We start from the raw sequence: 15060 nt of genomic DNA, 5'->3' as shown, positions 1-15060 counted from the left end.
GACCATCGAAACAGAAATCCCGAATGAAATGAGACCTCATTTCAATGTGGTGGGTAGTATTGATCTCGATAACCTTCATAAGAAAAAAAGCGAACCGAAGAGTGAAGAATTGCTCAAGGATAGTCGTACTATACCTGAGCAACCATCTCCCGCAGAAGAGATAATCACTCCGGAGACAAGAGAGACAGAAATGCCCTCGGAGCCTAAAGCAGAAAGAATAACTTCCGTTGAACCGGAATCGGTTGAACCAGTCCAGACTGAATCAACTCCCGCCGAACCTCTCTCCGTTGAATCAGATCCTATTAAAAAGACTCCGGTCGAAGAGGTGTCATCCATTCCGACGAAAATAGAGGAGAATACAGAAGAGGAAAAAGAAAAAGTCGTACAGGAAGAAAAAACCGCTCCAAAAGAAATAAAACCGACGGTATCGGAAGAAGAGGAAACAAAATTAGAGTCCGGACGTGAATCGGAAGAACCCGAAGCGGAGATGGATAAAGATAAATCTGAAACGGAAGAAAAAATCGATGATGTAAAATCGAATACCGTATTCCGTTTACATAAGAATAAGCTTGAATCGAACATTGTTGTGAAAGGTTCTATTGATTTAGATTCTATCAATGACCGTACCCGTCCGCCCAGAAAATCAAGAGCTCAAAGGAAGAAGGAACGCCTTGAACGTGAACAAAAAGCCCTCGATACTAAAAAGCTAAAGGAGGAAAAGGTAAAACAACTGAAGAAAGAGGCTATTGATGAAAAGAAAAAACAGCCGATTTCTTCCGAGAGCGATAATGAAAGTGCAAAGAAAAAGAGAAAACGGATACGCTCCGGACAGGTAAACATAGATAAACCGACGACTTACAATCAGAGTTCCTCCAAGAGTAACAATAAAAAACTGTCACTCCGAAAACCTCTTAAACCCGAGGTTAGTGAAGAGGATGTACAAAAACAGATAAAAGAGACACTCGCACGTCTCACCGAGAAACGAGGTAAAAAAGCGGGTGCCAAATATCGTCGTGAAAAGCGTGAAGCCAGTGCGCAAAGACAACAGGAGGAACTCAAACAGAAGGAAAGGGCAAGCCATGTACTGCAATTGACAGAGTTTGTTACAGCAAACGATCTTGCCAATATGATGAACGTTCCCGTAACCAACGTAATTTCCACCTGTATGAGTCTGGGAGTGATGGTGGCTATCAATCAGCGTCTCGATGCTGAAACCATTAATATCGTGGCCGAGGAATATGGCTTCAAAACCCAATATGTAAGTGCAGATGTAATTGAGGCTATTGCCGATGAAGAGGATGCACCTGAAGACCTGATGCCGCGTCCACCCATTGTTACAGTAATGGGGCACGTGGATCACGGAAAAACTTCTTTACTCGACAGGATTAGAAGTACCAACGTAATTGCGGGTGAAGCAGGGGGTATTACACAGCATATCGGAGCATACAATGTGCAGTTGTCGGACGGACGAAAGATTACTTTCCTCGATACACCGGGACATGAAGCATTTACCGCTATGCGTGCGCGTGGGGCCAAGGTGACCGACGTAGCGATCATCATCGTAGCGGCAGACGACAATGTGATGCCACAGACAGTGGAAGCCATCAACCACGCAGGAGCGGCAGGTGTACCTATTGTATTTGCCATCAATAAGATCGACAAGCCGGGAGCTAATCCGGAAAAAATAAAAGAGAGACTGGCTGAGATGAATTACCTGGTCGAGGACTGGGGTGGAAAATACCAATCGCAGGATATTTCTGCAAAGAGTGGTATCGGTATTGATGAATTGTTGGAAAAAGTGCTGCTGGAAGCAGACCTGTTAGAACTGAAAGCCAACCCCGACCGGAGAGCTACCGGATCCATCATCGAGTCATCACTCGACAAGGGAAGAGGCTATATGGCTACCGTGTTGATACAAAACGGAACACTCAAACAAGGCGATATCGTATTGGCCGGTTCTTATTTCGGCCGCATAAAAGCGATGTTCAACGAGCGTAATCAGCGAATTGAAGAGGCTGGCCCATCGGAACCGGCATTGATCCTCGGTTTGAACGGAGCTCCTCAGGCAGGTGATACATTCAACGTGATGGAGACCGAACAGGAAGCACGCTCTATTGCCAACCGTCGTGAACAGTTGCAACGCGAACAATCGCTACGTACACAAAAGATGCTTACCCTCGATGATATCGGTCGCCGTATTGCTATCGGCAGTTTCCAGCAACTGAACATCATCGTGAAAGGAGACGTAGACGGATCGGTAGAAGCGCTCTCCGACTCGCTTATACGCCTCTCTACCGAAGAAATACAGGTGAATGTAATCCACAAAGCAGCAGGACAGATCTCAGAATCGGACGTCAGCCTTGCCGCTGTTTCCGATGCCATCATCATTGGCTTCCAGGTACGTCCTTCACTCGGGGCACGCAAAGAAGCAGAAAAGGAGGGTGTGGATATCCGTCTCTATTCTATCATCTACGATGCTATCGAAGAGGTGAAAGCTGCAATGGAAGGTATGCTTTCTCCGGATATCAAGGAAGAGATTACCGGTAATGTGGAAGTGCTTGAGGTTTTTAAGATATCTAAAGTGGGAACCGTAGCCGGATGTATGGTACGTGACGGCAAGATAAAACGTTCCAGCCGTATCCGTCTTATCCGCGATGGTATTGTGATCTTCACCGGTGAACTGGAATCACTAAAACGATTCAAGGAAGACGTAAGAGAAGTAACTTCAGGCTACGAATGTGGTGTTACCATACGCAACTTTAATGATATTAAAGTCGGTGACATCGTTGAAGCTTATGAGGAAACAGAAGTAAAGAAAAAATTATAAAAATCCCGGGGGACGGATTACTCTTGATAGAAACAGAACTCCGGGGATTAAAAAAGTAACCAGTTGACATTGTAATTTTAATTCCTACCCTGAGAGCGGCCGCATCTGCTCATTATAAAGTGGATGCGGCCACCACACACAGGTTATAGGAAAAGAAATTACAATAGCAACCAGGGTTATTCACTGAATATTCACTTTTTAAAATAGTTGACAATGACAAAAAAAGTTCTTTTCACGCTTACCCTGCTTATTTCATTGGTCGGTGGAACTGCTTTTTCACAAGTATTGCCACAAGTATCTGTTGCCTATGTAAATACAACAGAACTATTGGATCAAATGCCTGAAAAAGCTCAGGCTACACAACAACTGCTTACATTAAGTGAGAATTACAAAAAAGAGCTTGAATTGATGCAGAACGAATACAATAAAAAGTATTCCGACTATATAACTTATCAGGCTTCTCTTTCGGAAAACATCAAACTGCGCAGGATGCAGGAACTCACCGAATTGGAAAACAAGATAGGAAAGTTCATGGAGTTGGCTCAGGAAGACATCAATAATCAGGAAAAAGGATTATTGGGGCCCTTAAAACAAAAAATAAATGAAGCCATTCGTGCCGTAGGCATCGAACAACGGTACACCGTGATTTACGATCTTGCCAACCCGGGAATTGCTTTTGTGTCACCCGATGCAGTAAATGCTAATCCTCTCGTAATAGCTAAACTGGGTATCAACCGGTAAGTGATCCTCAACAGACGTGGAGGAACAAACTGACCTGACAATCCGAAAAGCGGGGCCAATTGGCATCTTCGATTCGGGTTACGGCGGCCTTACGGTACTTACCGAAATAAGGGCGCTGATGCCGGAGTATGACTATATATATCTAGGAGATAATGCACGTGCACCATATGGCAATCGTTCTTATGAACGGGTATACCAGTTCACTCTTGAAGCTGTGAGATGGTTTTTCAGGAAGGGATGCCATCTGGTAATTCTGGCATGTAATACAGCCTCAGCAAAGGCATTACGGACCATCCAACAAGTCAATCTGCCGAAAATTGATCCAGAAAAGAGAGTATTGGGTGTGATCCGTCCCACAGTAGAGTCAGTGGCATCTCTTTCACAGAGCAACCACATAGGCATTCTGGGAACGGAAGGAACTATCCGGTCAGGATCGTATGAGTTGGAGATTTGCAAGTTATTTCCTGATATAGCCGTAACCGGGGAATCCTGCCCGATGTGGGTACCCCTGGTGGAAAACCGGGAATACGACAAGCCCGGAGCCGATTATTTTGTACAACAACATTTGGATAGGCTCTTCGAAAAGGATCCTCTTATCGATACAATTATTCTGGGATGTACCCATTATCCTCTACTCATGAACAAGATAATCCAATATGTCCCAAAGAATGTGAAAATAATCTCCCAGGGAAAATATGTAGCCGAAAGCCTTAGAGACTATCTCCAAAGGCACCCCGAAATGAACAGGAATTGTACAAAGCAAGGAAGTATACATTATTTTACTACCGATTCGACGGAGAAATTCAAACAACAGGCATCTTTCTTCCTTAATGAACAGGTTGAGGCATTGCAAACCGATCTTGAACAAAAATGATGAACTGGTTCGATCTAACTGTAGGTATATTGCTGCTTATTGCCTTTATTAACGGATACCGTAAAGGGTTGATCATGCAGCTTGTGGGACTGGCAACCATTATTCTGTCAGCCATCTTCGGGGGAAGAGTGGCTCAAATCATCTTACCCGAAATAACCAGGATGATTAATCTCTCTCCGGAAATAGCCAAAGTTTTATCCTTTGTTCTGGCATTTGCAGCCATCGCTATCGTTCTTTCCCTGATAGGCCGGCTATTACAACGATTTATAGATGTGGTACTCCTCAGTTTCATAAACCGCCTGTTGGGAGCTGTTATTGCCTCCGGTACCATGATGGTATTTCTGAGTATTATCCTCAACCTGGTGTTAATGCTCGATAAGAATGAGCAGGTTATCAACAAAAAGGTAAAAGAAGAATCAATCTTTTTCGAACGGATAGAAGCAGTTGTTCCCGCCATCGTCCCCTATCTGGAACCTCAACTCTGGGATGAGATCATACCCGAAAAATATCGGGAGGAAATAGAAAAAAAGAGTGAACCTATCATAGACTCCACTTATCAACAACACCATTTTAAGGTGATGATTTGATGATGTGGATGAAGAAGTCTTGATTCTGACTTCATTTTTCACTTTTAATTTTTCACTTTTAATTTAAAAAATGAAGTTATTACGAATACATAAAGAAGGGAAATTGCCTGTGATCAGGATTGGCATTGTGTTGCTGCTGATCAATGCATTATTTTTGATCCTGTTACCCGACAATATTTTTACTGTCTTGCTGGTGGCTCTTTCAGTACTGCTATACGCCATGGCCCTCAACTTCTACCGCCATCCGGATCGTGCTTATAAAGGGGATCTACACGGATTGGTAAATGCTCCTACTGACGGTAAGGTAGTAGTTATTGAAAAGGTTTTTGAAAAGGAGTTCTTTCATGATGAGCGTATTCAGGTTTCAATCTTTATGTCATTTTTTAATGCCCATTCTAACTGGATACCGGTCACCGGTAAGATCACCCATTTTTCTCATGTAGATGGCAATTTCCATGCGGCATACCTGCCTAAGTCGAGTCATGAAAATGAACACACCAATATTCTCATTGAGACACCCAATCATGGAACAATACTTACGAAACAGATTGCCGGCGCTGTAGCTCGTAGAGTAGTCTCCTACGTGAAAGAGGGAGAGGAGGTACACATAGGGGCACCACTCGGTTTTATCAAACTGGGCTCCCGAATGGATATTTTTCTGCCGGTAGATAGTGAGATACTAGTCGAACAGGGAGAAGAAGTATATGCCAATGTGACATTTTTGGCAAGACTTACCCAAAAGTCAATATAAGTGACTATGCGAAAACAGATACCCAATATCCTTACGCTTTCGAATCTCTTCTCGGGATCTATAGCCATTACCCTGGCTTTTCAGGGTAATTTTAAAGGAGTGGTGATATGGGTTGCGATAGCTGCCCTATTTGATTTTTTCGACGGGATGGCTGCCCGTCTATTGAAAGTATACTCCCCTTTAGGAAAAGAACTGGACTCACTGGCCGATATTGTCAGTTTTGGTGTGGCTCCTGCATCTGCACTATTTATCCTTCTCCGCGATTACTCACTTTTTCCCGCCTTTGTGGAACCTCTACATCAGTTGATCCCATATCTGGCATTTCTGATACCCGTTTTTTCAGCTTACAGGTTGGCTAAATTCAATATTGATGAACGCCAAACCACATCATTTATAGGATTACCAACCCCAGCGAATGGACTCTTCTGGATCAGCTACTGTTACGGGATGGCAGAAGTCGTAACAGGCAATGAGAATATATTCTATCTAACAATAGGTTTAATCATTCTGATGTCGTTAGCGATGATCTCCGAAATTCCAATGTTCTCGCTAAAGATCAAAAAATTAGCAATAAAAGGAAATGAGAGGCAGGCCATTCTGATTATCTTGATGATCCTGCTTGTTACACTACTGGGCATTATCGGTGTCGCCTGGGGAACAGTTACTTACATCCTTCTTTCGATCTTAACCCGCAGCAAAGACGTTAAATAATACAAAGAGATTGATCGCCATTGCATGAATCATTGTATCTTTATTCCTAAATCAAATTATCACATAATAATATGGGATTCCTAATTAAATTTCTTCTGGGTTTTATGGTTGTTTATTTCCTGTTAAGATCAGTCGCGGCTTTCTTAATAGGAAAACGGGGCAAGCAATCTCCAAACTATAGGCAGCAACGTACGCAGCAAACAAAACAACCTGACAACCAACAAGATAGAATCATTGAATATCAGAAAAAGAAATTTGAATCGAGCGATGTGGAAGATGTCGATTTTGTGGAATTAAAAGACAAAAAACAAAATTAATTCAGAATAGCTATTTTTGCATAAAAGGAAAATCAAACCAATCATATTCAATCATGACAGATATTTTTGATCGGCTGAAAAATGCCGAAGGTCCGCTTGAGCAGTATCGTAAAAAAGCGGAAGGATATTTTATTTTTCCCGAATTGGAGGGTGAGATAGGACCCAGAATGAGGTTTCTCGGTAAAGAGGTGATCACCTGGAGCCTGAATAACTACCTGGGTTTGGCCAACCACCCCGAAGTACGTGAAGCAGACGCCAAAGCGGCAGCCGACTGGGGTATGGCATATCCCATGGGGGCCCGCATGATGTCGGGGCAGACGAAATATCACAAAGAACTGGAAGAAAAACTGGCCACATTCGAAAAGAAAGAGGCAGCCTATCTGCTGAATTACGGCTATCAGGGAATGGTATCGATCATCGATTCTCTGGTTTCAAGGAATGACGTCATTGTCTACGACTCCGAGTCACATGCCTGTATCATGGACGGTATATTCCTGCACAAAGCTAAAGGGGGGAAAAGCTTTGTTTATCCCCATAACGACATGGAACGATGCGATAAGATGCTTGGTTTCGCTACCAAAAAGGCGGAGGAGACGGGTGGTGGCATCCTTGTAATTACCGAGGGTGTATTCGGTATGTCAGGCGACTTGGGAAATCTTCCCGGGATTGTTAAACTCCGTGAGAAATATAATTTTCGCCTGATGATCGATGATGCACACGGTTTTGGTACGATGGGAGAAACCGGTGCCGGAGCAAGCGAACATTTCGGGCTAATGGACCAGGTAGACATCTATTTCGGCACTTTCGCCAAATCAATGGCTGGTATCGGTGCCTTTGTCGCTTCCGAAAAACCCATTATCAATTCATTGAAATACAATATGCGGTCGCAAATCTTTGCCAAATCACTCCCCATGCCCATGGTGATCGGTGCATTGAAGCGCCTCGAAATAGTGCAAACGCAACCACAATACAGGGAAAATCTCTGGAAAATCGCCAAATCTCTGCAAGAAGGATTGATCGCGGAAGGATTCAATATCGGAAACACCCAATCGCCGGTAACACCGGTTTATTTCAGTGGTTCCGTACCGGAAGGTACCAATATAGTGATCGACTTGCGTGAAAACCACAACGTTTTCTGCTCAATCGTAGTCTATCCGGTAGTACCCAAAGGGGTGCTGATGCTCAGGTTGATTCCAACAGCGTCTCATACCCAGAAAGAGGTAGATGAGACTATCGAGGTATTCAAAAAGATAAAAATAAACCTCGAAGCTGGAAAATATGTCTCTGACGAGATGAAATCGATGTCCACTACTTAAGAATCCAGAATGCTTCGTATAAAGATTCAGCACAAATACCACTTGGCTTGTACCCAATGCGGACATGTGACTCCCAATTTCTGGACCTGGTTCGAGCAGAACCAACAATGTCCTAAATGTGGGAGCAAGCATTCCGAAGTATGGTACAACCGTCGCTACCAGCGGTTATCAAGGCTCATAGCCCGCCGGAATCCCAGTAGCTTCTGGAATTATTTTACCTTTCTTCCGCTGTTACGAAGACGGCATATCATTTCGAAAGGGGAAGGTGCCATTCCGGTAGAGCGGTGGACATTCCTTGAGGAGCTCGCAAAAAAGAAATACGGTCTCGATCTCAATGTACATGTCTACAGGAACGACCTGAACGGAGGAACAGGTACCTTTAAGGATATCGCCGCTTCGCTGGCTGCCAGCCTCTTCAACGAGATCGGTATAAATCAATATTGTATCGCATCCACAGGGAATTCAGCTACCGCTTACGCCAAATACCTTTCACTTGCAAAAGTAAACTGTTCGGTATTTATGCCGGAAGATGCCATCAAAACATCGGAAGCCACGATCAGTTCCTACGGCCAACAAGTCTTCCGTGTGATGGGAGATTATGCCAAAGCTAAGGAAATCGCGGCAGGATACGCCAAACTTCACAATATCCCGATGTCGACCGGCAATATCGACCCTATCCGGGTAGAGGCAAAGAAAACAATGGTGTTTGAATGGCTCCGGCAAATGGACAAATTCCCCGATGTCTATATCCAGGCTGTAAGTGGCGGTACAGGTCCTATAGCTATCGACAAAGGTATCCGGGAAATCAAACATATCTATCCAGAGTTGAAGAATCCTCGCTTCCTGCTGGTACAGACAGACGGTTGCGACCCGATGGTACAAGCGTGGGAAGATGCCGAAGCTGCCGGATTTCCCGAAGGATTCGAGAAGAAATACCCCATTATCCAAAGCCCCCAAACAGAAGTGCCCACACTGGCGACAGGTAACCCCGCCACCTACCCCATCGTGGCAAAACTAGTAAAAGAGTCGGGGGGAAGCTTCCTGCGGATGCGGGAAAAGAAACTGGTACCTGTGGGCAAACTAACGGCTTATGAACAGAAGGTGATTCCTGGCCCGGCCTCCGCTGTCTCCATTGCCGGATTTTTCCTCGCACTCAGAAAAAACCTGATCAAAAACGGAGAGACAGTGCTTCTCAATATCGGCGAAGGGCCTAACCGTGCACCCTACTTCCTGGAGCAAATGATATATACATCCCATAATGTATACAATGTGGATGAGTGTGCCCCCCACTCCATTGAGGATTACCGGGCACAGTTGTGGAATGAGGTGATGAGGGATTAGGTTAATGTGCCAATATGCCAATGAGACTAATTAAAAAAAAGTTTGAAGAATTCATTGTCAATTATCCATTGTCAATTGTCGATTAAAAAGAAAACCATATGGATTACAGGAGCTTCGTCGGGTATCGGTGAGGCATGTGCCTATCTTTACGCACGGCAGGGAGTCAATCTGATTCTTACGGCGAGTCGAGTAAAGAAATTGGAAGAGGTGCGTGCAAAGTGTATCCGGTTGGGTGCACAATGTGTGATATTGCCTTACGACCTCTCTGACTTGGGACATATCGAAGAACTGACCGATAAAGCCATTGCCGCTTTCGAAAAAATCGACATCGCATTTTTAAATGCCGGTATCAGTCAACGCTCCACAATACTGGAAACAGGCAGTAAGGTGGATGAAAAGATTATGGCAGTGAACTTCTTCGCACCAGTAAAGATCGCGAAACGGTTACTACCGGAAATGATCAAACAGGGAGGGGGTACTATTGCCGTCACGACCAGCATCTCCGGAAAATTCGGTTTCCCGCTACGTTCGGCTTATGCTTCCTCTAAATTCGCCCTCTACGGATTCTTTGAAACGCTTCATGCAGAATACTACGACCGAAATATCCGGGTGGTGATGGTCTGTCCCGGACGGGTAAAGACAAATATATCCTATAACGCTCTGGAAGCCAACGGCAAGAAACATGGAGAGATGGACGACGGACAGAACAGCGGCATTTCTGCGGAAATAGCAGCGGAGAAAATCGTGAAAGCGATAGAAAAACAGAAACCCGAAGTGTTTATCGGCGGCAAAGAATTGATGATGGTACATATCAAAAGGTTCTTTCCCGGATTGGCGAGAAAAATGATCAGAAAGATCAAGGCAACGTAATTGTATCAAATGAGTTTATACATCTTATATCTTGGTTCTTGTGTCTTGGCTCTTGTGTCTAAACTTCAACTCATATGGAAGACAAATATATTATTGCAGGCATTCAACAGGTAGGTATCGGCGTAGAAAACCTCTACCAGGCATGGAAAGAGTATATCGACCTGTTCAATATGGATATCCGCATCCTTGAAGATGATAAAGTAGCAGAATTCATGCTTCCCTACACAGGTGGTAAACCGCAGCGGCGGCACGCCCTGATCGCCATCAACATGCAGGGAGGTGGAGGATTTGAAGTATGGCAATACTCGGAACGAAAGCCTCAACCACTCGGATTTACCCTGAATATGGGAGACTTGGGGGTATTAATCTGCAAAGTAAAAAGCAGGAACGTGGCGCGTGCCTTTGAAGAATTTTCCAAAAATCCGAAAACCAATATCCTCGGAGGACTCCATCAAAATATTGACGGTCATCAGACTTTCTATATGAGAGACAGCTACGGGAATCTCTTCCAACTGGTACAAGACGACTATCTCTTCAAAGATGAAGGAGAGCTGACCGGTGGTGCGGTCGGTGTAACTATCGGCGTGACCGATATCGACAAGGCGATGACTGTCTACCGCGATATCCTGGGTTACGATACCATCATCGCTGATGAGACCGGCTTTTTTCCCGATTTCGAAGCCCTACCCTCAGGGAAACAACAATTCCGCCGTCGTCTGCTGACACATGCACAACCGAGGAAAGGAAGCCTGAGTGAACTGCTGGGCCCTTCCTATATCGAATTGGTGCAGACATTGGAACGCACCCCCAGGAAACTCTACGAAGGACGCTTCTGGGGCGACCCAGGCTTTATCCAGGTATGTTTTGATATCCGCAATATGGATGCACTACGTAAAAAGTGTGAAGCCTTAGGACATCCCTTCACTGTAGATACCACCCAGAATATGATGAATGGTAATTCGTTCGATATGGGTGATGCCGCCGGACAATTCGCCTATATCGAAGATCCGGATGGCACACTGATCGAGTTTGTGGAGACCCACAAAATACCAGTCGTAAAAAAACTGGGCCTAAGCCTCAATTTGAAGAATAGGAATCCCGAGAAACCTCTTCCAAAATGGATGCTTGGTATGCTCCGATTTATGCGGGTAAAACCGGAAAAATTAGGGTAATTACTTTTTTATTCCCTCTTCCCGAAAATGAAGGAACAAAAAGTATATATCGTACATGGAATTCTTGGTGGAGCCTACGAGTATGGGAGCATGAGGAGATTCCTAAAGAAAAATGGCTTTGAAGCGGAGGTGTTTTCTTATAAAAGCAGAAAAACACCTATTTTAAAAGCTGGAAAAAATTTATACGATCGTATAAAAAAGGAGAATCCATCACAAATATCGTTCATTACCCATTCACTGGGAGGGTTAGTTCTTCGTGCCATGCTTCAATACTCCCTGGAAGACTTGAATTTCCCCAAAATTCATCGAATCGTGATGATTGCCCCACCCAACCAGGGAACCATCAGTGCCAATTATATACATAGATACGCCTTTCTTCGTTTTATTATAGGAGTAAATCTGAGAGATATAAAAGATGACAAAGGCTCCTTGGCAAAAAAACTACCTGTAGATTTTTCTACCGATGTAGGAATCATTGCAGGCATATCAGGCCATAAATGGGGATATAACCCCCTTATCGGGGAAGACAACGACGGAGAGATCAGACCCGAAGAAACAAAACTCGGGACAGAAAAAGATTTCATCATCGTAAAAAGCAACCATATTGGCATCTTACACAACAGAAAAACAATCAAGCTTACCGCACAATTCTTGAAAACGGGGAGATTCTAATACAAGTGGTATAGTAATGAATTTAATTGAAGGAGTTGACTGCTTCTCACATTGAAGAAGGTGATGCGAATAATATTTTTGTGTTTGTTGATTTTCACGACTAAATATATTTTACAAATCAACCAACTTACTATATATAAAAAAATTAAATAGTCAACGGGATTATAGGTTACATATAATGTGCTTTTTATCCAATAAAAGCGTTTAGCCCCTTACTCCGGTAACGATACGATGATCTCACACAATTTTTTCGCCGTTTTTCAGTTATAGATATAATGGGAAAACGGTGCTTTTTATGGATATTGCTATTCCTCTTCTGTGGCCTCTTCCACCTGCAGGCACAGTGGGATGATTCGCCCGGCCAATACTGGGCGTTAAAGAGTTATTTCAACCCTTCGTTTGCCGGAGAGAAGGAAGCAATCAACACCAACGTCCTTTATCAATATCCATGGCATGGTATAGAGAATGCACCCCGCCAACTATACCTCACCGCCACCATGCCTTTTGAATTCTTCGGCAAGAGACATGGCGCCGGATTGGCAGTGTACAACGAAAGCATCGGTGAACTCCGCAATTCATTGATGGCAGCACAATACAATTTCAAAAAGGAGATAGGAAAAGGTTTTCTGAATATAGGAATACAGGCGGGAGTATACGACCTACATTTCGATGCAGGAAGTAAACATATCTTGATGGATTCCCTCCAACTCAGGCGAGGTACAATAAGAGTGAAACCGGCTGACAAAAAGGTGATCGATTTGGGAGCAGGTATCTCCTGGACCGGAAAAGCGTTCTTCGCAAGCCTGTCGGCGATGCATGTTAACCAACCCCGATTTTATGTACACAACGACTCTCTCACGATGGATATACAGAATGATTCCACACGTTCTTCCATTCCCCGTTCCTATTATTTGATGGCCGGATACAATATTAGCCTGTTTCATTCGTTAGAAATAGAACCGATGGTATGGGTCTGCACTGATTTGAACACTACCCAAATGCACGCTACCCTTCGATTGGAATACAACAAGAAATTTTCCGGAGGTGCATCCTGGAAGATAAACGACGGATACGTGCTTTTTGCCGGAGCCGTTATTCGCGATGTAGAACTGGGATATGCCTATAGCATACATACCTCGGGGATAGGAAAAAATAGCAAAGGGAGTCATGAACTCCATCTCCGGTATAATTTCCCGTTCGACTATTTCAAACCGAAACGACAGCCACATAAGAGCATAAGGCTGCTGTAAAGTGGTTAGGTGTATAGGTGATTAGGTGGAAAAGTGGATATCTGGAGTTAATAAGCTGTAAATTAGAAATTAGATTGATAAAGATTAATTGAAAGATTGAGAAAATCTATAAGTCTTGGTTCTATAAGTCTTGGTTCTCAAATAATTGATAATTATGAAGAAATATATACTATTGGGACTGATACTGATTTTGATTGTTTCCTGTGGCAGAAGCGGGATCGGGAGCAGTATCGGCGGGGAGCTGACCGGCATACCTGTAGGAAAGGTGTGGGGAGAACCTACGCCTTATAACATGGTACTAGTATCACGGGGTGCCTATATCATGGGACCGGCTGAGGTAGACTCCCTTTGGGGGATTTCCATCCCTACACGTGGGGTATCGGTAGATAACTTCTGGATGGATGAAACTGAGATTACCAATTCACAGTATAAACAGTTTGTCTTTTGGGTACGTGACTCTATCATCCGGGAGCGATTGTCAGACCCTGCATATACGGGTGATGATCTTTACAAGATTACCGAAGATGAATATGGTGATCCTGTCACACCCCGCTTGAACTGGAGAATCCCTATTCCATGGACAAGAAATACAGAAGAGGAAGAAGCGGCTATCAACAGTATTTATGCAACGCATCCCATTACAGGAGAAAAAATGCTGGATGCCCGTCAAATGAATTTCCGCTATGAATGGTTCGATGCGGCGGAGGCTGCACGACGCCAGCATCGTCTCAATCCCTCCGAGAGGACATTGAATAGCGATATATCTATCAATCCGAATGAGGTGATCATGATATCAAAAGATACTGCCTACATAGCTCCCGACGGACGTATCGTTAATGAGACTATTACACGACCGTTGAGCAGCCTGTACGATTTCGTACACACACGTATCGTCAATATTTATCCTGATACGACTTGTTGGGTAAACGATTTCCCAAATGCCGACAACGAACGCTATTTACGCAATTACTTTTCCCATCCTGCATACGCACATCATCCGGTCGTAGGAGTATCTTGGGAACAGGCAACTGCTTTCTGCGAGTGGCGTACCCTGTTCCTGCGCCGAAGCATTAACAAGACAGGGGTTACCATAGAGAAATATAGACTTCCGACCGAGGCGGAATGGGAGATGGCTGCCAGAAATGCCAATTCCGACAACAGATATCCGTGGGATTCCAATGCCACGACAAGTGAAAGTGGCTGTTTTCAGGCCAACTTCAAACCGGGTGATGGAGCCTATGGCGCCGATAATCATCTCATTCCTGCCAAGGTGAGGAGTTTCAAGCCCAATAACTCCGGCCTATACGATATGGCAGGAAATGTGGCGGAATGGACCTCCTCTGCTTATACCGAGTCGGGGAATGAACTGATGGGGGATCTCAATCCCGAATACAGTTACAATGCCACGACGGATGACCCCTATGCGTTGAAACGAAAAGTGGTGAAAGGAGGCTCCTGGAAGGATATATCCACCTTCATCCGTTCAGATATGCGTGACAGCGAACATCAGAACCGGGGACGATCTTACATCGGATTCCGGTGCGTCAGGACACAGGTCAGCTCGGGAAAATAGATTCAAGAGCACCAAGATGCAAGACTTTATCAATTGACAATGGAAAATGGATAATGAG

14 protein-coding genes are annotated in these 15060 nt (G+C 44.3%); all 14 read left to right on the top strand.

Annotated features, from left to right (window positions below):
• Positions 1-190 precede the first annotated feature (190 nt).
• The 14 genes from infB to VB073_RS13745 all read left to right on the top strand — a co-directional run bounded on the left by infB (position 191) and on the right by VB073_RS13745 (position 15002).
• Positions 191-2827: a translation initiation factor IF-2 gene (infB, locus tag VB073_RS13810; protein ID WP_416349551.1), complete on the top strand. Its 2637-nt coding sequence runs from the start codon at positions 191-193 to the stop codon at positions 2825-2827.
• Positions 2828-3040: 213 nt separating this feature from the next.
• Positions 3041-3568, top strand: coding sequence for an OmpH family outer membrane protein (locus VB073_RS13805; protein WP_323404776.1), 528 nt, complete (start codon positions 3041-3043; stop codon positions 3566-3568).
• Positions 3569-3584: 16 nt separating this feature from the next.
• Positions 3585-4442 (top strand): glutamate racemase, encoded by an 858-nt coding sequence (murI, locus tag VB073_RS13800; protein WP_323404775.1) that lies wholly within the window; start codon positions 3585-3587, stop codon positions 4440-4442.
• Positions 4439-5029, top strand: a complete 591-nt coding sequence (locus VB073_RS13795; RefSeq protein ID WP_323404774.1) for a CvpA family protein — start codon at positions 4439-4441, stop codon at positions 5027-5029. Before murI ends, VB073_RS13795 begins: the two co-directional genes overlap by 4 nt.
• A gap of 70 nt (positions 5030-5099) precedes the next feature.
• Positions 5100-5780 carry a phosphatidylserine decarboxylase family protein gene (locus VB073_RS13790; protein ID WP_323404773.1) on the top strand — a complete coding sequence of 227 codons (681 nt, stop codon included), beginning with the start codon at positions 5100-5102 and terminating at the stop codon, positions 5778-5780.
• Positions 5781-5786: 6 nt separating this feature from the next.
• A complete protein-coding gene (gene pssA, locus VB073_RS13785; RefSeq protein ID WP_323404772.1) occupies positions 5787-6491 on the top strand; it encodes a CDP-diacylglycerol--serine O-phosphatidyltransferase in 705 nt (234 codons plus the stop codon).
• A gap of 71 nt (positions 6492-6562) precedes the next feature.
• Entirely contained in the window at positions 6563-6808 is a 246-nt protein-coding gene (locus VB073_RS13780) for a hypothetical protein (RefSeq protein ID WP_323404771.1), read from the top strand.
• Between the two features lie 53 nt (positions 6809-6861).
• Positions 6862-8124, top strand: a complete 1263-nt coding sequence (locus VB073_RS13775) for a pyridoxal phosphate-dependent aminotransferase family protein (RefSeq protein WP_323404770.1) — start codon at positions 6862-6864, stop codon at positions 8122-8124.
• A 9-nt stretch (positions 8125-8133) separates the two neighbouring features.
• Positions 8134-9465 carry a threonine synthase gene (locus VB073_RS13770; protein WP_323404769.1) on the top strand — a complete coding sequence of 444 codons (1332 nt, stop codon included), beginning with the start codon at positions 8134-8136 and terminating at the stop codon, positions 9463-9465.
• 42 nt (positions 9466-9507) lie between these two features.
• Positions 9508-10335, top strand: coding sequence for an SDR family oxidoreductase (locus tag VB073_RS13765; protein ID WP_323404768.1), 828 nt, complete (start codon positions 9508-9510; stop codon positions 10333-10335).
• A gap of 74 nt (positions 10336-10409) precedes the next feature.
• Positions 10410-11507, top strand: a complete 1098-nt coding sequence (locus tag VB073_RS13760) for a VOC family protein (protein ID WP_323404767.1) — start codon at positions 10410-10412, stop codon at positions 11505-11507.
• Between the two features lie 27 nt (positions 11508-11534).
• Positions 11535-12179: a hypothetical protein gene (locus VB073_RS13755; protein WP_323404766.1), complete on the top strand. Its 645-nt coding sequence runs from the start codon at positions 11535-11537 to the stop codon at positions 12177-12179.
• 275 nt (positions 12180-12454) lie between these two features.
• Positions 12455-13429 (top strand): PorP/SprF family type IX secretion system membrane protein, encoded by a 975-nt coding sequence (locus VB073_RS13750; RefSeq protein WP_323404765.1) that lies wholly within the window; start codon positions 12455-12457, stop codon positions 13427-13429.
• Positions 13430-13583: 154 nt separating this feature from the next.
• Positions 13584-15002, top strand: coding sequence for an SUMF1/EgtB/PvdO family nonheme iron enzyme (locus VB073_RS13745; protein WP_323404764.1), 1419 nt, complete (start codon positions 13584-13586; stop codon positions 15000-15002).
• Positions 15003-15060: the final 58 nt, after the last annotated feature.

This window comes from Proteiniphilum sp. (genome assembly GCF_034927365.1).
GTDB lineage: Bacteria > Bacteroidota > Bacteroidia > Bacteroidales > Dysgonomonadaceae > Proteiniphilum.
This window is presented reverse-complemented; position numbering and strand designations above follow the sequence as displayed.